Here is a 25,413-nt window from a genome sequence, read left to right on the forward strand (position 1 = left end):
GAGGCGTTTCCCTTGAGCAGTTCAGCGAATGGCCGCCCGCTGCGGCTGGCCCTTTTCGATTGCGACGGCACGCTGGTGGACAGCCAGTTCGCCATCATCGACTCCATGACCAGCGCCTGGGCCGCCCACGGGCTGGGCGAGCCGGACCCGCTGGAGGTGCGCCGCATGGTCGGGCTGCCGCTGGTGCAGGCGGTGGCGCTGCTGCTGCCGGACCTGGACACCGACCGGCACGTCGCCGTCGCGGAAAGCTACAAGGACGCCTTCGCCGCGCTGCGCCGCCGCGGCGACCTGCACGAGCCGCTGTTCCCCGGCCTCATCGACACGCTGGACGCGCTGGAGGCCGAGGGCGTGCTGCTGGGCGTGGCGACCGGCAAGTCGCGGCGCGGGCTGGACGCCGTGCTGGCCCACCACGGGCTGACGCACCGTTTCGCCACCTTGCAGACCAGCGATTTCGGCCCCGGCAAGCCGCACCCGGACATGGTCCACCGCGCTCTGGCCGAAACCGGCGCGGAGGCGGCGGAGACGGTCGTGATCGGCGACACCACCTACGACATGCAGATGGCCCGCAACGCCCGGGTCGCGGCGGTGGGCGTCTCCTGGGGCTACCACGCGGTGGCCGAACTGGAGGCCGCCGGGGCCGACCGCATCGTCCATCGTGGGCGCGAGGTGGCCGATGCCGTGCTGGCCCTGTTGGATCGCTAGTCGTTGGATCGATAAGAGACAAGCCGAAGGACTCCGATGAAGCGCTTCTACAAGACCACCTCCGTCGCGGAGGCCGCCGGCGGCGGCTTCGAGGTGCGCCTGGACAACCGCCCGATCCGCAGCCCGGCCAAGGCCCCGCTGGTCTTCGCGAGCTGGCCGCTGGCCCAGGCCGTCGCCGCCGAGTGGGAGGCGCAGCCCGAGGACATCAGCCCCGACAGCATGCCGCTGATGCAGCTCGCCAGCACGGCGGTGGACCTGATCGGCAAGGGCCGCGCCGCCATCGTGGACGGGGTGGCCGCCTACGCCGAGACGGACCTGCTCTGCTACCGCGCGGAGCATCCCAGGTCGCTGGTGGAGCGGCAGGCGCAGCACTGGCAGCCGCTGCTGGACTGGGCGACCCTGCGCTACGACGCGCCGCTGCACGTCAACGCCGGGCTGATGCCCAAGCCGCAGCCGCCGGAGGCGCTGCGTGCCCTGCGCAACGCGGTGGAAGCCTACGACGACTGGACCCTGTCGGCGCTCCAGACCGCCACCGGCTCCTGCGGGTCGCTGATCGTGGCGCTGGCGCTGGTCGAAGGGCGCATCGACGCCGAGGAGGCGTTCGCGGTGTCGCAACTCGACGAGACCTTCCAGATCGAAGCCTGGGGCGAGGACCCGGAGGCGACCAAGCGCCGCGCCGCCCTGCGCGTGGACATCGCCGCCTGCCGCCGCTTCGTGGACCTGCTGCGGGCGTAGGCACGGGTGCCGCTTCCGGTGTATCCAGACCGGAGAGCACAGCTTTCACGCGCCGGATGCCCCGCCTATGGCCACCGTCTCCGAAGCCCTGCGGGCCGCGGTCGACCTGCACCAGAAGAACCGGCTTCAGGAGGCCGCGGATCTCTACGTCCGCATTCTCGAAGCCGACCCGTCCGTCGCCGACGCCTGGCACCTGCTGGGCGTTCTGCACCATCAGGTGGGACAGCATGGCAAGGCCGTGGAGTTCATCGCCGCGGCCATCGCCCGCGACCCCTCCTGCGCCGCCTACCACGACAATCTCGGTTCCGCCCGGCGCGCGGAGGGGAACGCCGACGGCGCGGCGGGCTGTCACCGCCGCGCCCTGGCGCTGTCCCCGGACTGGGTGACTCCGCTGGGCAATCTGGGAAACGCGCTGGTGGAGGCGCAGCGGCCCGAGGCGGCGGCGGCGGCCTACCGGCGGGCGCTGTGGCTGGAGCCGGCGCAGGACAGCCTGCGCCTGCGGCTGGCCGATTGCCTGCAGGGGATGGGGCGGTCGGCGGAGGCGGACCCCTTCTACACCGCGCTGCTGGCGGCCCAGCCGGAGCGGCCCGACCTGCGCTACCGCCTGGGGCTGGCCAAGCTCGGGGCCAGCCGGCTGATGACCGCAACGCTGAGCGATGCCGGGCGCGTCGTCGATTCCCTCCGGGTGGGGGAGGCCCTATCGCTGTTCGGCGCCGCGGCGCGGTCGGGGCACGCGGAGGCGCGACGCAACCTGTTCGGAACGGCCATCCTGGCCTTGCAGCGCGGGGTGCTGGACGACGCCACCCTGCACGGAGTCGCTGCGGCGGCCCGCGCGCATCTGAGGCATAACCCGCGGGACACGACGGCGCTGGCGGTGGTCTGCTACGACCTGTACCGCGCCGGCCGGCTGGAGGTCGCTTACCGTTTCTTCCGCAAGCACGCCCGCCATTTCACGGCGGAAGAGATATCCTGCGACTTCGAACTGCTGGTGTGGTCGCTGGTCCAGACATCGCGCGGCTTCTTCTCCCGGCTCGACGGCTACGACTCCCGCAGGTTCCAGGCGGCGGCGCACCGGGAGCTGGTGCCGGCGGCGGGGGAGGGGCGGCCCGTCCTTCTGGTCGGCTGCGACGACGGTTACTGGCGGCGGTTCGGCGCCGCGTTCCTGGAGTCCTGGCGGGAAAGGGCTCCCTCCTGCGCCGCGCACGTCCACCTCATCAACCCGTCGGACGAGACGGTCGAAGCCCTCCGGCGGCTGTGCGGGGCGGCGGGCGGCCTGTCCTGCTCCATGGAGACCGTCGAACTCGCCGCCTTGCCCGAGCCGGTGCGGCTGACCTACTTCGCGTCGGCCCGCTTCGCCGTCGCGCGGAGGCTGCTGAACCGGGGGGCGGCTCCGGTGGTCCAGGTCGATGTCGACGCCGTGATGCTGGAGGATGTCGGCGCCGCGATGCGGGATTGGCCGGCGGGCTGGGACATCGCGATCATGCGGGACCGCCGTGGGCGCGGACCGATGCGGGACTTCCTGGCCGGCTTCATGGCTTTCAACCCGACGCCGGCCGGGCGTGCCTACCTCGACCGGGTGGTCGCCTACATCGGGTGGCATTTCGACGCCGGGCGGGTCTATTGGACGCTGGATCAGGCGGCGCCTTACTGCGTGCACGACTGGATGCGGCGGGCCGGCGCGGAGCCGTCCGTGGTCTGGCACGATTTCGGCGCCTTTCCGTATCTGCGCTTCCTGGACAAGTGAGGACGAAGCGGACGGCGCGATCGGTGAACGGAATAAAGCGCCCCCGCGGGCGTCCTGAGGGTGAGGGCCGGGCGATCCGTCCGCCCCGTCACGACAGGGAGGTTCCGTCAATGCACCGCTTCGCCCGCTTCACCGCCGCCGCTGCCGCCGCGCTCGCCCTGGGCATCCTGGCGCCGTCCGCCTTCGCGCAGGGGGCCATGCCCGCCAAGACCGGCCAGTCGGCGGGCGGTCCCGTGCTGACCGACAGCAAGGGCATGACGCTCTACGTCTTCGACCGCGATTCCGGCGGCAAGTCCGCCTGCAACGGACAGTGCGCCACCAACTGGCCGCCGCTGATGGCTCCGGCGGGCGCCAAGGCAATGGGCGACTATTCGGTCGTCACCCGCGACGACGGGTCCATGCAGTGGGCCTACAAAGGCAAGCCGCTCTACGGCTGGGCGAAGGACGGCAAGCCGGGCGACACCACCGGCGACGGGGTGAACAACGTCTGGCACGTCGCCCGCCCGTAAGGACCCGCGCGTAGGGCATGGAAAAAGCCCCCGCGGCGCGTGGCCGCGGGGGCTTTCCGTGACCGGCCCGGCCCGTGATCGGACCGGCGGCCGTTACTGGCCGGTGCCCGACGGGGCCGCCGGCGGGGTGCCGGTGGCGCCGCCCGGGGCGGTCATGGTGCCGGAGGTGCCGGTGGAGGAGCGGCTGGCCGCGCCGTTCACCGTGTCGCCCGCCCGGTCCTTGTTCCGGTTCAGCGAGGTGGTGGTGTCGGAGTACTCGAACTCCGGCATGGCCTTCACCTGATCGCGGGTCATGCCGGAAAGCTGGACGCGCTCCTGCTGGGCGTCCCAATTCGCTTGGTTGATGTCCACGGCGATCTGCTTCTCACCGATGCCGAGGAAGCCGCCCGAGGAGATCACGAGCTGCCGGGCCTGGCCGTTGCTGTCCAGGATCACGTCCTCGACCTCGCCGACCTTCTCGTTGTCGGTGCCGTAGACGTTCTTGCCCATCATGTTCTCGGCGCTGGCGAGCTGGCCGCCGGTCAGACCGGACGCGCTGCCCGTGGCGGCGCTGCCGCTTTTGTTCATTTCGGTCGCGGTCGGGGCGCCGGTGGCGGGGCTGCCGGTCGCCGGCGACGAGCTTTGTGCCATCGCCGTGCCGGTCATCAGCGCCAGGACGGACGCAGCCGCGATGATTTCCCTCCGCATAACTCACTCCTTTCCGCTTATCGGCGTGTCTGTTGCGTGCCTCGGTAAGGCAGAACGACAACAGGGGCTGCGGGCGAATGGTCACGCGACGGTTCGGAAAAATCTTTCGGCTAGTCCGTCGAAGTTCCGGGAATAAAAATCGACAAGAACTCAGAAGCTTGCCCAGCTTGGCTTGGCCGGAGTGACTGTGGCGTCCCCGGCGGTCAGGACCAGCCCGTCTTGCCCCGCACGGGTGAGGTCTTCCAGCCGCAGCAACGCCAGGGCGGAAGGGCCGTGGCCGCTGCGGATCTCGCCGGCCTCCTTGCCGTCCAGCATCACCGGCGTGCCGGGGGCGGGCAGGGGGCCGTCCACCGTGACCGGGAACAGCTTCTTCTTGATGAGGGCGCGGTACTTGGTGCGGGCGGTCAATTCCTGCCCCATGTAGCAGCCCTTGTCCCAGGAAATGGCGTTCAGGTCGTCCAGATCGTTCTCCAGGGGCAACGACTTTTCCGGCACGAGGTCGCGGCTGCCCTCCGGCACGCCCAGCGACAGGCGCAGCCGGTCGTAGTCCTCCGCGCCCCGCGGCGCGAAGCCCGCCGCCTCCAACGCCGCCGCCGCACCCTCGCGCGGAAGGAAGGCGCGGGCGCCCAGCGCCGGCAGGCGCGGGTCGGTGAAGGCGACGCCGCCCGCGAAGGGCGCCGCCGCGCCCGCCTCCTCCGGCAGGCCCAGCCGGGCGAGGACGTCGCCGCCGAACAGGACGACGGAGACCAGGGCGCCGGCCCGGTCCTCCAGCGTGATCTTCGAGCGCAGCTTGTACATCTTCAGCCGGCGCAGGAATTCCTCCCGCCGGTCCGCCTCCGGGTCCAGCAGAAGGGCGCCGTCCGATTCGGCGATGCGGAAATCGTGCAGGAACTTGCCCTGCGGCGTCAGGAACAGCGCGTAGACGGCGCGGTCGGGAGCGACGCGCCGCAGGTCGTTGGACACCAGCCCTTGCAGGAAGGCCGCGCGGTCCTCCCCTGCGACCGCGATCACGCCCCGGTCCTCCAGGACCGCGTAGCCCGCCTGTTCCGCCGTCATGCCCTTGCTCCGAAAATCCCGTTCGTTTCCCCGATAGTTGGGCGAAGGGGGCGGGGGAGGCAAGAGTGGCGAGGGGCGGGGGGATGCATGGCGCGTCCGCCTTTTCCGCGGACGCGCCTCGGTGCAAGCCGTGGTCGGGCGGCCGTCAGGCAGCCGGATGGTCGATCCGCAGAACCTGCACCGATTTGGTGCGGCCGTCGAGCGTGCCGTAGGCGATCGATTGCCCCTCGGACAGGCCGAGCAGGGCGGCGCCCACCGGGGTCAGGATCGAGATGCCGTCCTGGCGCCGGGCCGCTTCGTCCGGTGTGATGAGCGTGGCGGTGTGCCGCGTGCCGCGGTCGTCCACGAAGGTGACCCGGCTGCCCAGCCGGACGAAGGGCGTGCCGCCGCCGTCGGGGGATTCCGCGACGTCGGCGCGGTCCACCTCGCGTTGGAGGAAGTCGATCACGCCGGCGGGCTGGCTGAGATGGGCGAGAAGGACGTCGAGACGCCCGAGATCCTGGGGGGTGATTCGGATCGGCGGCGGATCGCCCAGCATCGACTTGCGGTTCATTCGAGAGGCTCCATAAGCAAAGGCCGCCGGAAGCGGCGGCCCTTTCCATAGCTGATGATGACGGCGCCCTCTTGTCAACCGTGCGGCGGCGTGGCATCTGTCCGTGTGCGAAGCAACTGCTGTTTTGTTGGGTCGTCTGCCGCTTTGTTGGGCTGTAACGGGGCGCCCGGAAGGGGCGATTGACCGCAGGCTGGGCAAACGCTTCCGCTGTTGACGGCGGACAGCCTTGACGGGCAAGACTCTCCAAAGGTGGCATGGCTTTGGCAATGCCCTGCCGTCCTCACCCCTATCCGGTCCGTCTCCTTGGATTCCCCATCCGTGTCATCCCTTCCGCACCGGCTTGAACTGCGCGGCATCACCAAGCGCTTTCCGGGCTGTCTGGCGAACGACAAGGTCGATCTCGTCCTGAAACCGGGCGAGATCCACGCTCTGCTGGGCGAAAACGGCGCCGGCAAGTCCACGCTGGTGAAGATCATCTACGGCGTGCTGCACGCCGACGCCGGCCAGATCCTGTGGAACGGGCATGACACCCGCATCCCCGACCCGGCGGGCGCCCGCCGGCTGGGCATCGGCATGGTGTTCCAGCACTTCTCCCTGTTCGACACGCTGACGGTGGCCGAGAACATCTCGCTCGGCCTCGACCAGCCCGGTCCGATGGACGCGCTGTCGGTGCGCATCGCCGAGGTGTCGGAACGCTACGGCCTGTCGCTGGACCCGCGCCGCCACGTCCACAACCTGTCGGTCGGCGAGCGGCAGCGGGTGGAAATCGTGCGCTGCCTGCTCCAGGACCCGAAGCTGCTGATCATGGACGAGCCGACCTCGGTCCTGACGCCGCAGGAGGCGACCCGCCTGTTCGAGACGCTGCGCCGTCTGGCGGCGGAAGGCTGCACGATCCTCTACATCAGCCACAAGCTGGAGGAGATCCGCGCGCTCTGCGACACCGCCACGGTGCTGCGCGGCGGGCGCGTCGTGGGAAGCTGCGACCCGCGGAAGGAAACCGCGCGCAGCCTCGCCGAGATGATGATCGGGACCGAGCTGTCCACCCCCGAACGGCTGCCGCAGGGCGAGGCCGGGGCGCCGAAGCTCCAGGTGCGGCACCTTTCCACCACCTCCGACAACCCCTTCGCCACCAACCTGAAGGACGTGTCCTTCGAGGTGCGGGCGGGCGAGATCCTGGGCATCGCAGGCGTGGCCGGCAACGGGCAGGCGGAGCTGATGGCCGCGCTGAGCGGCGAGGCGCTGGTGCCGGACCCGGCGTCGGTCGCCATCGAGGGCCGGCCCGCCGGGCATCTCGGGCCCCGGGAGCGGCGGCTGCTCGGCCTCGCCTTCGTGCCGGAGGAGCGGCTGGGCCGCGGCGCCGTGCCGGAGCTGAGCCTGTCGGAGAACGCGCTGCTGTCCGGCTACGCCCGCGAGCCGCTGGTGCGCAGCGGGCTGGTGCATTTCGGGCGGGCGCGCTCCTACGCCGAGCGGATCATCGGCGCCTTCAACGTGGTCACCCACGGCCACCGGGCGGAGGCGCGGTCGCTGTCGGGCGGCAACCTCCAGAAATTCATCATCGGCCGCGAGATCCTTCAGAAGCCGCGCCTGCTGGTGGTCGGCCAGCCGACCTGGGGCGTGGACGCGGGGGCCGCGGCGGCGATCCACCGGGCGCTGATCGACCTCGCGCGGTCGGGTGCCGCCGTGCTGGTCATCAGCCAGGACCTGGACGAGCTGTTCGTGCTGAGCGACCGCATCGCCGTGCTGTTCCACGGCCACCTGTCGGAAAGCCGCCCCACCCACCACACCAGCGTGGAGGAGATCGGCCTGCTGATGGGCGGCCTGTTCAACCACCCGCCCGACGAGGATGAGGTGGACCGTGCGGTGTGAACGCGAATTGTTCCCTCTCCCGTCCCGGGAGAGGGAAGGGACCCGCGCCGAGCGCGGGAAGGGTGAGGGTCCGGCGCGGAGAAAGCGCTTGATCCTTGCGTCACCCTCACCCGGCTGCCTGCGGCGGCCACCCTCTCCCGGGGCGGGAGAGGGGACGACGTGCGTCGGAGTTCCTTCATGACCCTCCTCCGTCTCGAACCCCGCGGCGAGGCGTCGCGCGCGATGGTCTACGCCACGCCGCTGCTGGCGGTGGCGCTGACGCTCGCCAGCGGCTTCCTGCTGTTCTGGGCCATGGGCTTCGACCCGGTGAAGGCGCTGCACGCCTTCTTCATCGCGCCGCTGATGTCGCTGCGCGGCCTGGGCGAGCTGGCGGTGAAGGCGACCCCGCTGGTGCTCTGCGCCATCGGCCTCGCCATCGGTTTCCGCGCCAATGTCTGGAACATCGGGGCCGAAGGGCAGCTCACGCTCGGCGCCATCGCCGGCGGTGGTCTGGCGCTGGCCTTCTACGGCGAGGGCGGTTGGTGGCTGCTGCCGCTGATGATCGTCGCGGGCATGGCCGGCGGCGCCCTGTGGGCGGCGATCCCCGCCTTCCTGCGGGTGCGCTTCAACGCCAGCGAGATCCTGACCAGCCTGATGCTGAACTATGTGGCGCTGCATCTGCTGAACTACCTGATGCACGGCCCTTACCGCGACCCGGACGGCTTCGCCTTCCCGGAATCCCGCCTGTTCGAGGCCGACGCGGTGCTGCCGCTGCTCGTCGCCGGGACGCGCGTGCATCTGGGATCGCTGTTCGCCCTGCTGGCGGTGGCGGCGGGCTGGTTCCTGATGGCGCGGACCTTCATCGGCTTCCAGATCAAGGTCATCGGTCTGACCCCGACGGCGGCGGGCTACGCCGGCTTCAACCAGAAGAAGATCATCTGGCTGACGCTGCTGCTGTCCGGTGCGCTGGCCGGTCTGGCCGGTCTGGGCGAGGTCGCCGGGCCGATCGGGCAGATGAACCCGACCATCTCCCCCGGCTACGGCTACACCGCCATCATTGTCGCCTTCCTGGGGCGGCTGCACCCGGTTGGCATCCTGCTGGCCGGTTTCCTGATGGCGCTGTCCTTCATCGGCGGCGAGGCGGCGCAGATCGCGCTGGGGCTGCCGAAGGCCATCACGGGCGTGTTCCAGGGCATGCTGCTGTTCTTCCTGCTGGCGACCGACGTGCTGATCCGATACCGCGTGCGCTTCGGCGCCAAGCAAGTTGTGGGGAGGGCCGCGGCATGAGCGCCGAACTGGCCCTTCTCGGCCCGATCCTGGCGGCCATGCTGGCCGCCGCCACGCCGCTGCTGTTCGCGGCACTCGGCGAACTGGTGGTGGAGAAGTCCGGCGTCCTGAATCTGGGCGTCGAGGGCATGATGCTGGTGGGCGCGGTCTGCGGCTTCGCCGTCGCGGTCCAGACCGGCAGTTCCACCCTGGGCTTCGTCGCCGGGGCCGCCGCGGGGGCGGGCATGGCGGCGCTGTTCGGCGTGCTGACCCTGCTTCTGCTCGCCAACCAGGTGGCGACCGGGCTGGCCCTGACGCTGTTCGGCGTCGGCCTGTCGGCGCTGATCGGGCAGGGCTTCGTCGGCATCCCCATCGCCGACGTGCCGGAACTCTACATCCCCGGCCTGACCGACCTGCCGGTGATCGGCAAGGCGCTGTTCGGGCAGGATGCGCTGGTCTATCTGGCGCTGGCGGCGGTGCCGGCGGTGCACTGGTTCCTCTACGCCACCCGCAAGGGGCTGATCCTGCGCGCGGTGGGCGAGAACCACGCGGCGGCCCATGCGCTCGGCTACAAGGTCGTCCGCATCCGCTTCCTGGCGGTGCTGTTCGGCGGCGCCATGAGCGGCATGGCCGGGGCCTATCTGTCGCTGGACTACACGCCGATGTGGGCGGAGGGCATCTCCGCCGGGCGCGGCTGGATCGCGCTGGCGCTGGTGGTCTTCGCCACCTGGAAGCCGGGCCGCGTGCTGCTCGGCGCGTGGCTGTTCGGCGGGGTGACCATCGCGCAGCTTCACGTCCAGGGGCTGGGAATCGACATTCCGTCACAACTCTTGTCGATGCTGCCGTATCTGGCTACCGTCATCGTCCTGGTGGTGATTTCGCGGGACGTCGCCCGCATCCGGCTGAACGCGCCGGCCAGCCTCGGGAAGGTCTTCCATCCCGATGCCTGACGGGTGCCGGGATGTCTGCACAGATTACGTTCGTGCTCAACCAAATGGATCAGGGAGCAAACACGTGAACAGAAGGACCATGGGCAAGGCCCTGATGGGTCTGGCCACCGGCGCCGCCATCCTGGCGCTGGGCGTCGGCGCGGCCGGCGCGCAGGAAAAGACGAAGGTCGGTTTCGTCTACGTCGGTCCGATCAGCGACCACGGCTACAGCTACCAGCATGACCAGGGCCGTCTGGCCGTGGAGAAGGAACTGGGCGACAAGGTCACCACCACCTTCGTCGAGAACGTGCCCGAGGGCGCCGACGCCGAGCGCGTGATCGAGCAGCTCGCCGCCTCCGGCCACAAGCTGATCTTCACGACCTCCTTCGGCTTCATGAACCCGACGCTGAAGGTCGCGCAGCGCCACCCCGACGTGAAGTTCGAGCACGCCACCGGCTACAAGCGCTCGGCCAACGTCGCCACCTACTCCGCGCGCTTCTACGAGGGCCGCACGGTCATCGGCCAGATCGCCGGCAAGATGACCAAGTCGAACATCATCGGCTACATCGGCTCCTTCCCGATCCCCGAGGTCATCAGCGGCATCAACGCCTTCACGCTCGCCATGCGCGAAGTGAACCCGAAGGCCGAAGTGCGCGTGGTCTGGGTGAATTCCTGGTACGACCCGGGCAAGGAAGCCGAGGCGGCCAAGGCCTTGATCGACCAGGGCGCCGACGTGATCTCGCTGCACACCGACAGCCCGGCGGCCATCCAGGTCGCGCAGGAGCGCGGCCTGTACGTGTTCGGCCAGTCCTCCGACATGACCCGCTTCGGCCCGAAGGCGCATCTGACCGCCATCGTGGACGACTGGCGCGAATACTACGTCACCCGCGTCAAGGCGGCGCTGGACGGCACCTGGAAGTCGCAGGACACCTGGGGCGGCTTCAAGGACCACATGCTGTTCCTGGCCCCCTACAACCCGGCGCTTCCGGCGGACGTCGTCGCGGCGGCGGAGAAGACCCGCACCGACATCATGGAAGGCAAGCGCCACTCCTTCCAGGGTCCGGTGAAGGACCAGTCCGGCAAGGTCGTGATCGCCGAGGGCAAGCAGGCCACCGACGAGCAGATCCTGAAGATGGACTGGTACGTCGAGGGCGTGCAGGGCAAGGTTCCGAAGTAAGCCGGAAACGGCTGCCGGACGAGAAAGGGGAGGCTCCCGGGCCTCCCTTTTTTATTGCCCGGAATTCGGTTCGGACTTCAGCCCGGCTTGCGGCCCAGCGCGGCCCAGCCGGCGGGGGCGAGGCGCATCACCTCCGGCCCGCTGCCGGAGGGGTTGGGCTCCATCGTCACCAGCTCCCGGTTCTCGAACCAGACCCAGCGGGGAACCTCCGCGGCGGTCGGGACCCAGCCTTCGGCCATCTTCTCCAGGACCGCGAGATCGGCGGCGGCGATGGGGAATTTCGGCTTGGACGGAACGCGGCCGGCAGTCGCGGCGGCGGGCGGGTTGGCCGGCGGGGCGTCCTGCCCGGCGCGGGCGTGTATCCAGCCGGTCTGATAGGCGGTGAGCGCCTGCTCCAGCTCGGCGCGCAGCGGCTCAGCCGGGCAGCGCAGATAGCGGTCGAGCAGGGCGTGCAGGGAGTCGGCGGTGGGATTCGGGGTCTCGGGCATGGGGGCGGCTCCCAGAAGGCGTGGTCCGGCTCCCCAGCCTTAAGCATAAGGGCGCCGCCGCCTGCAAGACGATGTCCGCAAGAGGCCGGAAAAGAAAGGCTCCGCCGCTTCAGGGAGCGCGGCGGAGCCTGTCGAGGAGGCACAATCCCCTGTGCTGCCGGAACTTCAACACCCCCATGCCGCCGCGGGTTCCACGCTGCCTTCCGGGGCCGCCTTCCGGGGTGACCCGCAAGGGAGCGGTCCGAACCCCCTGGCGGCGCGTTGTCACCGGCAGGATCGGACTTCGCTCGAAATAGGGGGAGCAGCGTCGTGGAGAAGGGATTCCAGATGGCGGCGCGGGCCATGTACTTTCTGGCCACCGTCGTGCTGAGCCTCTTCGCCCTGGTGTTCGTAGGGGTGGCGGCCTATTCGGTGCTGCACAGCCTCGCGTCGTTCGACCTGGAAGGGGCGACCCACCGGCTGCTGGACGGGGTCGGCATGATCGTGCTGGCCATCGCCATCTTCGAAATCGCCAAGTACCTGTACGAGGAGGAAATCGTGCGCGACCGCGAACTGCGGCACGCGGACGAGGCCCGCCGCACCCTGACCAAGTTTCTGACCACCATCATCATCGCCGCCAGCCTGGAAGGGCTGGTTCTGGTGTTCGAGGCGCGGACCGCCGACATGAGCGCCATGGTCTATCCGGCCATCCTCCTGATGGTCATCGTCTTCATGGTGCTGGGGCTGGCGCTGTTCCAGCTGATCAGCCGCCGGGCGGAGACCATCGACCCGAAGGAGGGGGATTCCTGACCGGCCCGCGCGCTCCAACATTGCAGGAAGGAGTTTCTCAGCCGCAGCGGAGCGCCCCATGTTCGATCCCGCCCAGATCGGCCGCATCTCCCCCGTGGAGCAGGCCGATGCCCTGCGCACCCTGATCGCCGTCTTCGCCACCGCGGTCGTGCGGAGCGGCGAGAAGGCACCGCGCAACGCCGTCAGCGCCGAAATCATCGACATCCTCGACGAGGTGCCGGCGGAGCGGGCGGAGGTGGTGGCCCAGCTCTTCACGATGATGGCGCTGCGTCTGCGGCGGAAGGGGCGCCCGCGCCGCACCGCCTTCCGGCTGACCCTGGAGACGGCTTTGCTCGCCCGCTCCTACGTCGGGGAGCCGGCTCCGTCGAACGAGGCCAGCTATCTGTCGTCCGACCGTCCCGGCCTGGGAACGATCGACCACGCCTGCAACGAGATGCTGGAACGCATGGCCGGCGTGCCGGACGCGGACCAGCGGGCGTGGCTGACCGCGCAGGTGATCGCCACCGGCCTGATCGACGCCGACCGCCGCCATCGGCTGGGCGGTTCCGACCGCGACCGGGGGGACATGGCGGTGGCGGAATTCCTCCTGCGCACGGCGGCCCAGTATCTCGCCGCGACCGCCATCCGCACACCGCCCGGCGAGTCGCCGCCGGAAGGGAGGACGGGCTGACGTTGGCGCCGAGGGTGACGACACGAACGCAATCCGATTGCCCGGTTCGTGAGAAGGTGGGGCGACGGATTGCGTGCCGGCGTTTAATAAAATAGGCAAATCAGTTTGACCGTCTATAATTCGATGGCAAATTTGTGCGCGCCACTGCCTACTGTTCAGCAGCCGGGGGTTGGGTGATGGATTTCGACGTCGGTGCACGGTTGAAGGAGATCCGGGAAGAGCACGGTTTGTCACAACGGGCCCTGGCGCAGCGAGCGGGCGTGACCAACGGCACCATTTCCCTGATCGAGCAAAACCGCAGCAGCCCATCGGTGTCTTCCCTGCGCAAGGTTCTGCAAGGCATCCCGATGACGATGGCCGAGTTCTTTGCTCCCGACAATCTGCCGCCTCCGGAGCAGATATTCTTCAAGAACAGTGAACTGGTGGAACTTGCCGGAGAGCTGAAAGGGACCGTCGGGGATCTGTCCTTCCGGCAGGTCGGCGATCTGCGGGGGCGGACCATTCAGATGCTGCATGAACGTTACGCCCCCGGCGCCGATACCGGGCGGACGATGCTCCAGCACAACGCGGAGGAAACCGGACTCGTCATCCGTGGCTCGATCGAATTGACGGTCGGCAAACACAAGACAATTCTCGGTCCAGGTGATGCCTATCTCTTCGACAGCCGCATTCCCCATCGGTTCCGTAACGTCGGGGACGAGGAATGTGAATTGATCAGCGCCTGCACACCGCCCTATTTGTGAATGTTCGCCCTGCTTTCCGGGGTATGACGGTGACGGAACCGTCCGGCGGGCCGGCTTTCACTGCAACGCGATGATCGCGGCCATGGTCGCGTAGCGTTCGATGGATTGGGAGGTGGGCGAGCGCATCGCCTGCCGGGTGATGGCAAGCTGGTTCTCGTGCGAGACGGGCTGCCGCACCCCCAGATGGGCGACCACCTTGGCAAGCGGCACGATGTGGGCCGAGGACAGTTCCCAGTTCACGATGGAGCCGCCCGCGGGGCGTCCAGGCGTGACGGCGGACGGCGCCGTCCGCAGGCTGATCGAGGAGGCCAGCGGCTCCAGCCCGGTCACCGGGATGAAGTACAGCATGAAGCTCCGGGACGTGGGCCGCCAGGGTTCCGCCGACCGTCCGTCGGGGAAGGCGATGCCGGTCTGTTCGCAGAACAGGCGCTGAAGCGCGGCGAGGGGACTGCCGACGCTCTCGAACCCGCCGCCGGGAAGCGCCCACTGGCCCGCGGCGTCGACGATCCGCGGCTCCGAGGGGCCGCGGCCCCACCATGTGCTGACCTCGCGCCGCCGGACGATCAGAACCTTCGTCCCCTCCAGAAACGCCACATACACATGGCGCATCGCTCGTCCCCCGCTTGCCTGTTGGCTCCGCTGCCGGAGACGGGCGGGGAGGGGGGAACGTGAAGATTCAGGGGACGGGGGTGGGCACCACGCGGTTGCGCCCTTCGGCCTTGGCCCGATAAAGGGCGGCGTCGGCGATCCGGAGCGCCGCGTCGATGCCGCCGGAGTCGCCAAGCTCGGGCTCCACGGCGGCGACGCCGAAGCTGGCGGTCATGCGGAAGGAACCGCCGTCCGCCCCTATGTCCTGCGCGGCGACGCGCTGGCGCAAACGCTCCGCCACCGCCGTCGCGTCCGTCAGGGTGGTGTTGGGAAGCAGCACCACGAACTCCTCCCCGCCGTAGCGCCCGATCAGGTCGCCGGGGCGCAGGGCGCTGTTCAGCGTCTGGACGAATCGCCGCAACGCCTCGTCGCCGGCGGCGTGGCCGCGGCTGTCGTTGATGCGCTTGAAATGGTCGATGTCGGCGATCAGCAGCGACAGGGGAAGGCCGAACCGGCTCGCCCGTCGGGTTTCCTCACCCGCCCGTTCCAGGAAGGCGCGGCGGTTGGCGATGCCGGTCAGCGGATCGGTCTGGGCCTGCGCGATCAACTGGCGGTGCATTCCGGTGATGCGCCCGCCCGCCTTCAGCCGGGCCTTCAGGTGGGCGCTGTTGACCGGCTTGTGGATGAAGTCGTCCGCCCCGGCGTCCAGCGCCTTGAATTCGTAGAAGGGTTCGTCATGGGACGTCATCAGGATCAGGTAGCTGTAGGCGGTGCGCGGATCGGCCTTCAGGTGCCAGCACACCTCCAGCCCCGACAGGCGGGGCATCTCCCAATCAATGATGGCGATATCGAACGGCTCCGCCCTGGCGCGGTCCAGCGCTTCCTGCCCATCCCTGGCCAGGATCACTTCATGCCCATAGGACGCCACCTGCTCCGACAGCATGGCGCGCATCAGGACGGTGTCGTCGGCGATGAGCACGCGCATGGCGGGAAAGTGCCTCATTCCTTCGTCTGCGGTCAATGACGGGCGGGACCGTCCGGTTCATTTGCAGGCGCCCCGTTCATGCCGTCCTATCGCCTTCACGGTAACGTTGCGCCTAAGGTCGTGCTCGCGGCGGCGCGGCCCATGCGGCATAGTGCGGGCTGAACGGGGCGCCCATATCCCGGGCGCGCAACGCAGAGGGGACAGCATGGCCCGCTATACGGGCGTCTATGGATTTCCGGAATCGGCGGACGGCGCACAGCGTCTGGCCGAAGCCCTGAACGTTCCCTGCCACATCGCCGAACTGCACCGCTTCCCGGACGGGGAGAGCCTCGTCCGCCTGCCCGAGCCGGTGGAGAGGGCGGTGGTCTACCGTTCGCTCGACCGCCCGAACGACAAGCTGGTGGAATTGACGCTCGCGGCCTCCGTCCTGCGCCGGCAGGGTGCCGCGGAGCTGTGCCTGGTCGCCCCCTACATGGCCTACATGCGCCAGGACGCGGTGTTCCGTCCCGGCGAGCCGGTCAGCCAGACGGTGGTGGGGGACTGGCTGGGCCGGCTGTTCGACCGCTTCGTCTGCGTGGAGCCGCACCTGCACCGCACCCACACGCTGGACGCGGTGTTCGTCGGGCGTCCCTCCGTCTGCCTCAGCGGCGCCGGGGCGATTGCCGAACGGCTGCGCGCCGAGGGGACGGCGGCGGACGCCGTGATCGTCGGCCCGGACGAGGAGGCCGCCCCGCTGGTCGAGGCGGTGGCCGGACCGCTCGGCCTCGCCGCTCTGGTCGGGCGGAAGGAGCGGCGCGGCGACCGCGACGTGACGGTGACCCTGCCCGCCGGCGCGCCGCTGGCCGGGCGGCCCGTGGTGATCGTGGACGACGTCATCAGCTCCGGCGAAACCATCTTCTCCTGCGCGCGGGCCGCGCGGGCCGCAGGGGCCTCGTCCATCCGGGTGTTCGGGGTGCACGCCCTGTTCGACACGGCGGTGAGCGCCCGCTTCGCGGCGGAAGGGCTGGGGGTGCCCCTGTCCTGCGACGGGGTCCCGCACCCCAGCAACGCCCTGCCGCTCGCCCGGCTGATCGCCGACGCCCTGGTTGCGCCCTGTTGACGGCCCGGTAACCCTTCGGTGGTAAGGTGGAGGCAGGGCAAAAGAAGGCGGAGGTTTCGCCATGGCACTGTCCCTCACCTTCCACGGCGCCGCCGGCACGGTCACCGGCTCCTGCTTCCGCATCCGGACCGGCGATGGCGACCTGCTGATCGACTGCGGCCTGTTCCAGGGCACCAAGACGGTCAAGGAGCTGAATTACCGGCCCTTCCCCTTCAAGCCGTCCGCCGTGAAGGCGGTGCTTCTGACCCACGCGCACATCGACCATTCCGGCCTGCTGCCGAAACTGGTCCGCCAGGGCTTCAAGGGGCGGATCCACGCCACCGCCGGAACCGCCGACCTGCTGGCCTATATGCTGCCCGACAGCGGCTACATCCAGGAGACCGAGGTGGAGCGGCTGAACCGCCGCAACCGCCAGCGCGGGCGCCCGGCGGTCGAACCGATCTACACCCAGGAGGACGCCCAGGCGGCCATCCGCCACCTGCACGCGGTCGATTACGGCGAGTGGGTGAAGGTGATGCCCGGCATCCGCGCCCGCTTCTGGCAGGCCGGGCACATCCTCGGCTCCGCATCGGTGGAACTGGAGGTGACGCGCGGCGGGACGGCGGAGACGATTCTCTTCTCCGGCGACCTCGGGCCGGGCGGCAAGTCCTTTCACGCCGACGCGAACGGCCCGGCGCGGCCCGACTGGATGGTGCTGGAAACCACCTACGGCAACCGCGAGCGGGTGGAGGTGGGCGAGGCCGAGCGGCAGGCCCTGCTGCGCGGCGAGGTGCGGGCGGCCCTGGCCACGGGCGGCACCCTGCTGATCCCCGCCTTCGCGGTGGAGCGCACGCAGGAGCTTCTCTACGACCTGCACCGGCTGTTCGACCGCGGCGAGATCCCGCTGGTCGACGTGTTCCTCGATTCGCCGCTGGCCGACGCGGTGACCGGGGTCTTCCGCCGCCATCTCGCCGATCTGGGACCGGGCGGCTTCGGTGGAGCCGGCGATCCCTTCGCCCGGCCCAACCTGCGCCGCGTGCGCTCCGCCGCGGAAAGCCAGAAGCTGAACGCCATCAAGGGCGGCGCCATCATCATGGCGGCGAGCGGCATGTGCGACGCCGGGCGCATCCGCCATCACCTGAAGAACCATCTCTGGCGTCCGGAGGCCACGGTCCTGCTGGTCGGCTATCAGGCGCCGGGCACGCTGGGCCACCTGTTGCAGCAGGGTGCGCCGAGCGTGCGCATCCATGGCGAGGAGATCGCGGTGCGCGCCCGCATCCGGTCGCTGGACGTCTATTCGGGCCACGCCGACCGCAGCAGCCTGCTGGCCTGGGTGGCGGCGCGGCAGGGGGTGGGGCGCGGCCTGTTCCTGGTGCACGGGGAGGAGGAGGCCCGCGCCGGCCTGCGCGATGCGCTGCTCCGCCGCGGCTGGGACCCGGCGCTGATCCGCCTGCCCGAGCTGGACGAGGTGGCCGACCTGACCGCCGCGGCGCCCAGCAAGGCGCCGGATGGGCCGCCGCGGCTGGAACCGGAGACGGTGGCCGCCGGGCAGGATTGGCACAACCGCTACGCCGCCTTCCTGCTGGAGCTGCACCGCGCGCTGGACGCGGCACCCGACGACGCGGCGCGCGAGGCGCTGCTCCGGGGGGTGGGCGACCGCCTGCCGCAGGCGGAAGCGCGCCGGACGGAATGATCGCCCTGCCCACAGTCGGGCCGCACATGCTATAGATCGGCGACGGCTGGGAAACGAGGGGCCGCGAAACGTAAAGGATGGGACGGGGCGATGGGGAAGGTGGCGAACATCGTGGTCCAGATGGCGCGGAAGCTGACCGACGACATCGCCCGGCTGGGCCGCGTGCGCAACGCCGGCAAGCCAAAGACCTTTCCGCATTTCCGGGAGATCCGGAACGCCTACCTGGACATCCAGGGGCTGGTCTTCTCCGTCCAGGAGCGGTTGCAGGAGGCGGGGGACGATCTGCCGTCCAACTTTCCGCAATGGGTGATCCGGCAAAGGCTGACCGCCATCGCCTATTTCACCGACATCAGCTACGCCTTCGTCAGCGACCCGCCGCTGGCGCTGACCAGCTCGCTCGGCGCCTTCGACGTGCTCCAGGCGGAGCAGAAGGCGTTCTCGGAGACGCTCAACGCCTTCGACATGATGCTGATGGAAGCCGGCATCGACGACAAGACCGCCGATGAGCTGGACGCCACCCGCACCAAGATCGAGCAGATCCTGGGCATGATCGAAACGCTTCTGGAAAACAGCCCTAAGGTGTTGCAGGAGTTCTGAACGCTGCCGCACGCAATGAGCGATTGCATTAGTATTTATGCGCTTTTCGCACACGCTCATTCTGGTTAAGGTCTACCGGTGCGCGTCGCGCCGTCCAACGGGCTCCCGGTGGGACGGCGGGCGGGCATCAGCGTTCCGCAAGGGCGCGGCAGCGGCATGACAGGCAGCTTCGGTACGGCCATGCAGAGGTCTTCCAGCCCCGATCCGATCGACCTCCCGCCGGACGGGTCCGCCGCGGATTCGGTGGCCATTCCGAAGAGCCTTCCCCTGCTGGCGCTGCTGGCCGCGCTGCTGCTGACCGCGCTGGCCTGGTACGACACCACCCAAAGCGTGGCCGAGGACGCCGAGAGCCGATTCGCCCTGCGGGTGGAGGAGCTGCACCGCCGGCTCGAAAACCAGATCCAGGTCTATGTCCAGGTGACGCGCTCCGCCGCCGCTCTTTTCACCGCCTACCCGGAGGTGAAGCGCGTGGAGTGGAACCGCTTCGTGGACGGGCTGAACCTTGCGGAGCGTTTCCCGGGCATCACCGGCGTCGCCTTCGCGCGGGTGGCCGATCAATGGACGGGGCCGGATCTGGTGATGGAGGCCCGGATGGACGGGCTGCGGAGCTTCCGCATCTGGCCGGACGTGGCCGGGCCGGACCGGCTCGTCACGCTCTACGCCGCCCCGGTCAACGAACGCAACCTGCGCACGCTCGGCTACGACCTGCTGTCGGAGCCGGTGCGCCGCGCCGCCGCGGAGCAGGCCCGCGACAGCGGGGAGCCGGCGATCACCCGCGCCATCTCCCTCCGGCTCGACGAAAGCGAGCTTCCGTTGCCGGTCTTCATGGTCTGCCAGGCTGTCTACCGCGACGGGCAGAGCCCCGTGACGCTGGAGCAGCGGCGGGCCGCCTTCGCCGGACTGGTGCTCACGCCGGTCCGCGTCGCCCCGCTGGCTGAGTCCGTGTTTGGCGGGATGAACGACGTGGCGGCGGCGGTGTTCGAAGGGCGGACGGAGTTCCCGCTTTACCGCAGCCGGTCGGAGCCGTCGGAGCCGCCGCTGCTGACCGCGGACCGCGACCTCTCCTTCGGCAACCGCGTCTGGTCCGTCCATTACGAAAGCCGGCCCAGTTTCGAGGAGGCGGTGGACACCTGGAAGCCCACGCTGGTCCTGGCGGCGGGGCTGTCGCTCAGCGTGCTGCTGTCCACCCTGCTGTGGGCGCTGTCGGCGACGCGCCACCGGGCGCTGGTGATCGCCGGGCGGATCACCGCCTCGCTGCGCCGGCGCGAGACGGAGCTGGACCTGCTGTTCAACCAGGCGCCCTTGGGGATCGCCCTGATCGGCCAGGACGCCAAGATCACCGACTGCAACCCTGCCTTCGCCCGTGCGATCGGGGTGGCGCGCGACGGGCTGATCGGAATCGACACGAAGCTGCGCGCCCAGGACCCGGCGCTGACCGCCGCCATCGACGCCGCCATCGCGGGGGAGAGCGTGCGGCTGGAGGTCGGCCGGCTGCTGCTGGCCGGCGGGCGGCAGAGCCATTTCTCCATCCACCTCCAGCCGGTCTCGACCCCCGGCGACCCGCCCTTCGTCATGGCCTTCGTGGAGGACATCGGGGACAAGCGCCGGGCGGAGCAGCACATCCACTATCTGGCCCATTACGACCCGCTGACCGGCCTGCCCAACCGCGTCCTCCTGTTCGACCGCATCGCCCAGGCGGCCCGGCAGGCGCGGCGCGACGGCGGCAAGGTGGCCGTGCTGTTCATCGACCTGGACCGCTTCAAGGTCATCAACGACAGCCTGGGCCATTCCTTCGGCGACGAGGTGCTGCGGTCGGTGGCGCGGCGGCTGCACGGCGGCATGCGTCCCACCGACACGGTGGGCCGGCTGGGCGGCGACGAATTCCTGATCGTCGTCCCGAACATCCAGAAGGCGGCGGAGGCCGCCGCGGTGGCGGACCGGGTGCTGCTCCAGCTCGCCGCGCCCTTCGCCATCGGCGGGCGGAATTTCGTGGTGTCGCCCAGCATCGGCATCAGCCTGTTCCCCGACGACGCGGAGGACGCGGAAGGGCTGATCCGCTGCGCCGACATCGCCATGTACAACGCCAAGGACGCCGGGCGGAACGCCTACCGCTTCGTGACGCGGGAGATGGGCGCGCGGTCGCGCGAGCGGCTGGACCTGGAGGCGGCGCTGCGCCGCGCCCTGCAGAACCGGGAGCTGTTCCTGGTCTACCAGCCGCAGCTCCGCATTTCCGACGACCTCGTGGTCGGGGTGGAGGCGCTGGTGCGCTGGCGCCACCCGGAAGCGGGGCTGATCATGCCCAACCGCTTCCTTCCCGTGGCCGAGGAAACCGGCCTGATCCAGGCCATCGGCGACTGGGTGCTGGACGAGGTGTGCGACCAGATCCGTTCCTGGCGCGACCAGATCGGCCTGACGGTGCCGGTCGCGGTCAACGTGTCCGCCCAGCAGTTCCGCGACGGGCAGCTTCCCGCCAAGGTCGCCGCCGCGCTGGACCGCAACGGCCTTCAGGGGTGGGAGCTGGAGATCGAGGTGACCGAGGGCACCCTGATCGACGACATCCCGTCGGCCATCGCGACGCTGCACGCGCTGAAGCAGCGCGGGTGCCTGATCGCGCTGGACGATTTCGGCACCGGCTATTCCTCGCTCAGCTACCTGCACCGCTTCCCGATCGACAAGCTGAAGATCGACCGGTCCTTCATCCACGACCTGGAGCAGGACGGGGCCGGCGATTCCATCCCCCGGGCCATCGTCGGGCTGGGCCGCAGCCTGGGCCTGTCGGTGGTCGCCGAGGGGGTGGAGACGGAGGCGCAGCTCCAGCTTCTGCGCAGCCTGAAGTGCGAGAGCTTCCAGGGCTATCTGTTCAGCCGCCCGGTGCTGGCGGAGGAGCTGGAGCCGATCCTGACCCTGCGTGCCGCCCGCAGCCAGCACGCCTCGAAGACCGAACCGGTGACGGCGGGGTAGGGGCGGCTCCGGAAGCGTCAGCGGGGAAAGGTCACCGTGCCTTCCTCCGCGGCCTGCCAAGCGGGCTTCGCGTTGTGGCCGATCTCGCGCCGCTCCGGCTCCATCCGGTCCCGGCGGTGCCCGATCGACCGGCGGGGGCGGTCAAGCCCGGACGCTCCACCGCCCCGCACCCAGCCGCGCGCCACCGCCGCCCCGGCGAGCACGCCGAAGCCGGCGACCACCGCGGCGGTGATCCAGGGATGCATCCGGGCCTCCGTGTAGAGGCTGGTTTCGCGGACGAAGCGGTGCCGCCCGGCGCGCTCCCGCCCGTCGTCGCCGTGGCTGTGCAGCGCGTCGTTGCGGGGGCGGAGCGGCCCGCCGGAGCGGATGACGCGGGGCAGGGTCCGCTCCATCACGTAATCGGTGAGCCGCGGCGCGAAGGTTTCCGCCAGCGAGAACAGTTTGGCCCCGCCGCCGACATAGAGGTCCCGCATCGGGCGGCGGGCGCAATGCAGGATGGCCTTGGCCACGATCTCCGGCGCGTAGACCGGGGGCGGGTTGTTCGGCTCCACGTCCATAAGGTTCAGCGCGTGATCCTCGTACAGGCTGTCGATGGCCGCCGGCTTGATCAGCGTGACCGAGATGGGGGCGCCGTCGGCCTCCAGCTCCATGCGGAGCGCGTCGGTGAAGCCCTTCACGGCGTGCTTGGTCGCGGAATAGGCGCCCTGGAGCGGGATGGCGCGGTCGGACAGCACGCTGCCGATGTTGATCAGCGCCCCGCCGTCCCGGCGCAGGTGGGGAATCGCCGCAAGCGAGCCGTTGACCACGCCCCAGTAGTTCGTCTCGAACAGGCGGCGGTGGTCGTCGGGGGCGGTGTCCACGATCTTGCCGATGATCGCCACTCCGGCGTTGTTCACCCAGCTATCGATCCGGCCATAGCTGCGGACCGCCGCGTCGGCGACCTGCCGCAGGGCGTCGGGGTCGGCCACGTCGGCGACGCAGTGGATGGCGTCGCCGCCCTCGGCGCGGATGTCCTCCGCTGCCCGGGCCAGCGCGTCGCGGTCGCGGGCGGCGAGAACGACCTTCGCGCCCTGCCGGGCCGCCATGCGGGCGGTCACCAGACCGATGCCGCTCGACGCGCCGGTGATGACGATCACCTGTTCGTCGATGGGTTTGAGCCGCGGTTTCATGGGTGTCGCTCCTCCATCCTTCGTTCGGCGGTTTCCGTGCTGCATCCGCTGTGAACAGCCGCGGCGGCGGAGCGTTGCCGCCGGGCGGTCCGTCCGGGCCACTCCGAAAGGAGGGTTGGCGGCCCGGCGAAGCGGCACAGCTTTACCGGGACCTGTCAGGCGGGGGAGGAAACAGGCCCATGCTCAGAACAGCCGCCCGGACCGGCGGGCTTGCCGAACGCTTCCGCCGGGTGCGCGCCACCTCGGTGGAACTGGCCGGCGGGCTGTCGCCGGAGGATCAGGTGGTGCAGTCCATGCCCGACGCCAGCCCGGTGAAATGGCATCTGGCCCACACGACGTGGTTTTTCGAAACCTTTCTGCTGATCCCGAATCTGCCGGATTACCGGCCCTTCGATCCGGCCTTCGGCTATCTCTTCAACTCCTATTACGAGGCCGTCGGCGCCCGTCACCCGCGGCCCCGGCGCGGGCTGGTGACGCGGCCCGGCGTGGCGGAGGTGGCGGCCTACCGGGGCCATGTGGACGCCGCCATGCGGACCCTGCTGGAGCGCGCGGGGGAAGAGCGCCTCGCCCCGCTGGTGACACTCGGCCTTGCGCATGAGGAGCAGCATCAGGAACTGATCCTGATGGACCTGCTGCACCTGTTCTCCTGCAACCCGCTGGCCCCGGCCTACCGTCCTCATCGTCCGGCGCCGCGCGGCCCGGCCCATGAAGGACGCTGGATCGCGGTGGACGGCGGGATCGTCGCGGTGGGCCATGACGGGAACGGCTTCGCCTTCGACAACGAGGGGCCGCGGCACGAGGTGCTTCTGCGGCCCTTCCGGCTGTACTCCCGCCCGGTGACCAACGGGGAATGGCGCGCCTTCATCGAGGACGGCGGTTACCGCAACCCGGCGCTCTGGCTGTCCGACGGCTGGGCCACCGTCAACGCGGAGGGCTGGGAGGCGCCGGCCTATTGGCGCCGCGGCGAAGACGGGGGGTGGTCGGCGTTCACCCTGCTGGGCGAGCACCCGCTGGACGAGGACGCGCCGGTCTGCCACGTCTCCTTCTACGAGGCCGACGCCTTCGCCCGCTGGGCCGGCAAGCGCCTGCCGACGGAAGCCGAATGGGAAACCGCCGCCGCCGGGCTGGCCTCCACCGGCAACACGCTGGGCAGCGGCCTGCTGCGCCCGGTCGCCGCCCCGATGGCTGCCGAGGCTGGGGAGGGCGGCGGGTTCGTCCAGATGTTCGGGGACGTCTGGGAATGGACGGCCAGCGCCTACAGCGGCTACCCCGGCTTCCGCCCCGCCGCCGGGGCGGTCGGGGAATACAACGGCAAGTTCATGGCGAACCAGTATGTGCTGCGCGGCGGATGCTGCGCCACGCCGGACGGCCATGTCCGCGCCACCTACCGGAATTTCTTCTATCCGCACCAACGCTGGATGTTCAGCGGCGTGCGCCTTGCGGAGGACGCCCGATGACCGCTTTTTCCGCCGCCCGCGCCCGCCCGGCGCGCGACGACCTGTTCCTCTCCGACGTGCTGGAGGGCTTGTCCCGTCCGGACAAGAGCCTGCCCTGCAAATACTTCTACGACGCCGAGGGCTCGGCCCTGTTCGACGCCATCTGCACGCTCGACGAATATTACCCGACACGGACCGAAACCGCCCTGCTGCACGCCCGCGCCGCCGAGATCGCCGGCCTTGCCGGGCGGGGGGCCACGCTGGTGGAGTTGGGCAGCGGATCGAGCGTCAAGGTGCGCATCCTGCTCGACGCGCTGGACGCGCCGGCCCTGTATGTGCCGGTGGACATCAGCCGCGACCACCTGATCGCCGCGGCGGCGCGTCTGGCCGGCGATTATCCGGCGGTGACGGTGGTGCCGGTCGCCGCCGATTATGCGCGCGGCTTCGCCCTGCCGCGCGGGGTGGCGCCGGAACGGACGATGGCCTTCTTCCCCGGAAGCACCATCGGCAATTTCCGTCCCGCCGAGGCCGTCGCATTCTTGCAAGGTCTGGGGCGGCGGCTCGGCGCCGGGGCGCGGCTGCTGATCGGGGTGGACCTGCGCAAGGACCCGGCGGTGCTGGAGGCCGCCTACAACGACGCGCAGGGCGTTACCGCCGCCTTCAACCTGAACCTGCTGGCCCGCATCAACCGGGAGCTGGGCGGCACCTTCGAGCTGGAGCGGTTCGCCCATCTCGCCCGCTACGACGCGGCGCGCGGGCGGATCGAGATGCATCTGCGCAGCCTGGACGACCAGACGGTCCGCATCGCCGGCCACCCCGTCCACTTCGCCCGCGGCGAGACGATCCACACGGAGAATTCCTACAAATACTCCGTTCCCGGCTTCCGCCGGCTCGCCGCCCGCGCCGGCTGGCGGACGGAACGGAGCTGGACCGACGACGACCGCCTGTTCAGCCTGCACTGGATGGTCCGTCAGGGCTGACCCCCTTTGGTGCCGGGAACACCGTTCCAGGGC

Annotated in this window: 24 protein-coding genes; 17 read left to right on the forward strand and 7 right to left on the reverse strand. The window is 70.0% G+C overall.

Annotation, left to right across the window (positions count from 1 at the left end):
• Window positions 1–12: 12 nt before the first annotated feature.
• The 4 genes from QSG27_RS07190 to QSG27_RS07205 all read left to right on the forward strand — a co-directional run bounded on the left by QSG27_RS07190 (window position 13) and on the right by QSG27_RS07205 (window position 3,690).
• Window positions 13–702: an HAD-IA family hydrolase gene (locus QSG27_RS07190; RefSeq protein ID WP_306704634.1), complete on the forward strand. Its 690-nt coding sequence runs from the start codon at window positions 13–15 to the stop codon at window positions 700–702.
• A gap of 36 nt (window positions 703–738) precedes the next feature.
• Window positions 739–1,437 (forward strand): ATP12 family chaperone protein, encoded by a 699-nt coding sequence (locus tag QSG27_RS07195; RefSeq protein WP_306704636.1) that lies wholly within the window; start codon window positions 739–741, stop codon window positions 1,435–1,437.
• A gap of 67 nt (window positions 1,438–1,504) precedes the next feature.
• Entirely contained in the window at window positions 1,505–3,181 is a 1,677-nt protein-coding gene (locus tag QSG27_RS07200) for a tetratricopeptide repeat protein (RefSeq protein WP_306704638.1), read from the forward strand.
• Window positions 3,182–3,291: 110 nt separating this feature from the next.
• A complete protein-coding gene (locus QSG27_RS07205; protein WP_306704639.1) occupies window positions 3,292–3,690 on the forward strand; it encodes a COG4315 family predicted lipoprotein in 399 nt (132 codons plus the stop codon).
• A gap of 93 nt (window positions 3,691–3,783) precedes the next feature.
• Here QSG27_RS07205 and QSG27_RS07210 read toward each other — a convergent pair whose 3' ends face one another.
• The 3 genes from QSG27_RS07210 to QSG27_RS07220 form a co-directional block, all read right to left on the reverse strand.
• The gene (locus tag QSG27_RS07210) at window positions 3,784–4,377 is read right to left on the reverse strand and encodes a PRC-barrel domain-containing protein (protein WP_306704641.1); all 594 of its coding nucleotides are present in this window, start codon (window positions 4,375–4,377) and stop codon (window positions 3,784–3,786) included.
• Between the two features lie 150 nt (window positions 4,378–4,527).
• Window positions 4,528–5,433 carry a CAF17-like 4Fe-4S cluster assembly/insertion protein YgfZ gene (gene ygfZ / locus QSG27_RS07215; RefSeq protein ID WP_306704643.1) on the reverse strand — a complete coding sequence of 302 codons (906 nt, stop codon included), beginning with the start codon at window positions 5,431–5,433 and terminating at the stop codon, window positions 4,528–4,530.
• A 145-nt stretch (window positions 5,434–5,578) separates the two neighbouring features.
• Window positions 5,579–5,986: a GreA/GreB family elongation factor gene (locus QSG27_RS07220; RefSeq protein ID WP_306704645.1), complete on the reverse strand. Its 408-nt coding sequence runs from the start codon at window positions 5,984–5,986 to the stop codon at window positions 5,579–5,581.
• Window positions 5,987–6,304: 318 nt separating this feature from the next.
• Here QSG27_RS07220 and QSG27_RS07225 point away from each other — a divergent pair, with 318 nt between their 5' ends.
• The 4 genes from QSG27_RS07225 to QSG27_RS07240 all read left to right on the forward strand — a co-directional run bounded on the left by QSG27_RS07225 (window position 6,305) and on the right by QSG27_RS07240 (window position 11,203).
• Entirely contained in the window at window positions 6,305–7,852 is a 1,548-nt protein-coding gene (locus tag QSG27_RS07225; protein ID WP_306704647.1) for an ABC transporter ATP-binding protein, read from the forward strand.
• A 177-nt stretch (window positions 7,853–8,029) separates the two neighbouring features.
• Window positions 8,030–9,118 carry an ABC transporter permease gene (locus tag QSG27_RS07230; RefSeq protein ID WP_306704649.1) on the forward strand — a complete coding sequence of 363 codons (1,089 nt, stop codon included), beginning with the start codon at window positions 8,030–8,032 and terminating at the stop codon, window positions 9,116–9,118.
• Window positions 9,115–10,047, forward strand: a complete 933-nt coding sequence (locus QSG27_RS07235) for an ABC transporter permease (RefSeq protein ID WP_306704651.1) — start codon at window positions 9,115–9,117, stop codon at window positions 10,045–10,047. Before QSG27_RS07230 ends, QSG27_RS07235 begins: the two co-directional genes overlap by 4 nt.
• A 79-nt stretch (window positions 10,048–10,126) precedes the next feature.
• A complete protein-coding gene (locus QSG27_RS07240) occupies window positions 10,127–11,203 on the forward strand; it encodes a BMP family ABC transporter substrate-binding protein (protein WP_306704691.1) in 1,077 nt (358 codons plus the stop codon).
• A 77-nt stretch (window positions 11,204–11,280) separates the two neighbouring features.
• Here QSG27_RS07240 and QSG27_RS07245 read toward each other — a convergent pair whose 3' ends face one another.
• The gene (locus tag QSG27_RS07245) at window positions 11,281–11,691 is read right to left on the reverse strand and encodes a hypothetical protein (RefSeq protein WP_306704653.1); all 411 of its coding nucleotides are present in this window, start codon (window positions 11,689–11,691) and stop codon (window positions 11,281–11,283) included.
• A 309-nt stretch (window positions 11,692–12,000) separates the two neighbouring features.
• Between QSG27_RS07245 and QSG27_RS07250 the strand changes: the two genes are divergently transcribed.
• The 3 genes from QSG27_RS07250 to QSG27_RS07260 all read left to right on the forward strand — a co-directional run bounded on the left by QSG27_RS07250 (window position 12,001) and on the right by QSG27_RS07260 (window position 13,893).
• On the forward strand, window positions 12,001–12,480 hold the full coding sequence (locus QSG27_RS07250; protein WP_306704655.1) for a hypothetical protein: 480 nt from the start codon (window positions 12,001–12,003) through the stop codon (window positions 12,478–12,480).
• A gap of 58 nt (window positions 12,481–12,538) precedes the next feature.
• Entirely contained in the window at window positions 12,539–13,150 is a 612-nt protein-coding gene (locus tag QSG27_RS07255) for a hypothetical protein (protein WP_306704657.1), read from the forward strand.
• A gap of 176 nt (window positions 13,151–13,326) precedes the next feature.
• The gene (locus QSG27_RS07260; protein ID WP_306704659.1) at window positions 13,327–13,893 is read left to right on the forward strand and encodes a cupin domain-containing protein; all 567 of its coding nucleotides are present in this window, start codon (window positions 13,327–13,329) and stop codon (window positions 13,891–13,893) included.
• Between the two features lie 57 nt (window positions 13,894–13,950).
• Here the strand turns inward: QSG27_RS07260 and QSG27_RS07265 are convergent, their stop codons facing one another.
• Window positions 13,951–14,502 carry an NUDIX domain-containing protein gene (locus QSG27_RS07265; protein ID WP_306704661.1) on the reverse strand — a complete coding sequence of 184 codons (552 nt, stop codon included), beginning with the start codon at window positions 14,500–14,502 and terminating at the stop codon, window positions 13,951–13,953.
• 67 nt (window positions 14,503–14,569) lie between these two features.
• Window positions 14,570–15,466: a diguanylate cyclase gene (locus QSG27_RS07270; RefSeq protein ID WP_306704663.1), complete on the reverse strand. Its 897-nt coding sequence runs from the start codon at window positions 15,464–15,466 to the stop codon at window positions 14,570–14,572.
• 205 nt (window positions 15,467–15,671) lie between these two features.
• Between QSG27_RS07270 and prs the strand changes: the two genes are divergently transcribed.
• The 4 genes from prs (at window position 15,672) to QSG27_RS07290 (ending at window position 21,795) form a co-directional block, all read left to right on the forward strand.
• A complete protein-coding gene (gene prs, locus QSG27_RS07275; RefSeq protein ID WP_306704665.1) occupies window positions 15,672–16,565 on the forward strand; it encodes a ribose-phosphate diphosphokinase in 894 nt (297 codons plus the stop codon).
• Window positions 16,566–16,626: 61 nt separating this feature from the next.
• Entirely contained in the window at window positions 16,627–18,237 is a 1,611-nt protein-coding gene (locus QSG27_RS07280) for an MBL fold metallo-hydrolase (protein ID WP_306704667.1), read from the forward strand.
• A 90-nt stretch (window positions 18,238–18,327) separates the two neighbouring features.
• Complete coding sequence (locus QSG27_RS07285) at window positions 18,328–18,834, forward strand: hypothetical protein (RefSeq protein ID WP_306704669.1); 507 nt, start codon at window positions 18,328–18,330, stop codon at window positions 18,832–18,834.
• A gap of 156 nt (window positions 18,835–18,990) precedes the next feature.
• Window positions 18,991–21,795, forward strand: a complete 2,805-nt coding sequence (locus QSG27_RS07290) for a bifunctional diguanylate cyclase/phosphodiesterase (protein WP_306704670.1) — start codon at window positions 18,991–18,993, stop codon at window positions 21,793–21,795.
• Between the two features lie 17 nt (window positions 21,796–21,812).
• Here QSG27_RS07290 and QSG27_RS07295 read toward each other — a convergent pair whose 3' ends face one another.
• Entirely contained in the window at window positions 21,813–22,964 is a 1,152-nt protein-coding gene (locus QSG27_RS07295; RefSeq protein WP_306704671.1) for an SDR family oxidoreductase, read from the reverse strand.
• Between the two features lie 179 nt (window positions 22,965–23,143).
• On the opposite strand from QSG27_RS07295, the gene egtB reads away from it, so the two are divergent.
• Together egtB and egtD are read left to right on the forward strand one after the other, a co-directional pair.
• Complete coding sequence (gene egtB / locus QSG27_RS07300; RefSeq protein WP_306704672.1) at window positions 23,144–24,421, forward strand: ergothioneine biosynthesis protein EgtB; 1,278 nt, start codon at window positions 23,144–23,146, stop codon at window positions 24,419–24,421.
• On the forward strand, window positions 24,418–25,380 hold the full coding sequence (gene egtD / locus QSG27_RS07305; protein WP_306704673.1) for an L-histidine N(alpha)-methyltransferase: 963 nt from the start codon (window positions 24,418–24,420) through the stop codon (window positions 25,378–25,380). The genes egtB and egtD overlap by 4 nt, the downstream gene beginning before the upstream one ends.
• Window positions 25,381–25,413: the final 33 nt, after the last annotated feature.

It is taken from the genome of Azospirillum isscasi (assembly GCF_030849505.1).
GTDB classification, from domain to species: Bacteria; Pseudomonadota; Alphaproteobacteria; order Azospirillales; family Azospirillaceae; genus Azospirillum; species Azospirillum isscasi.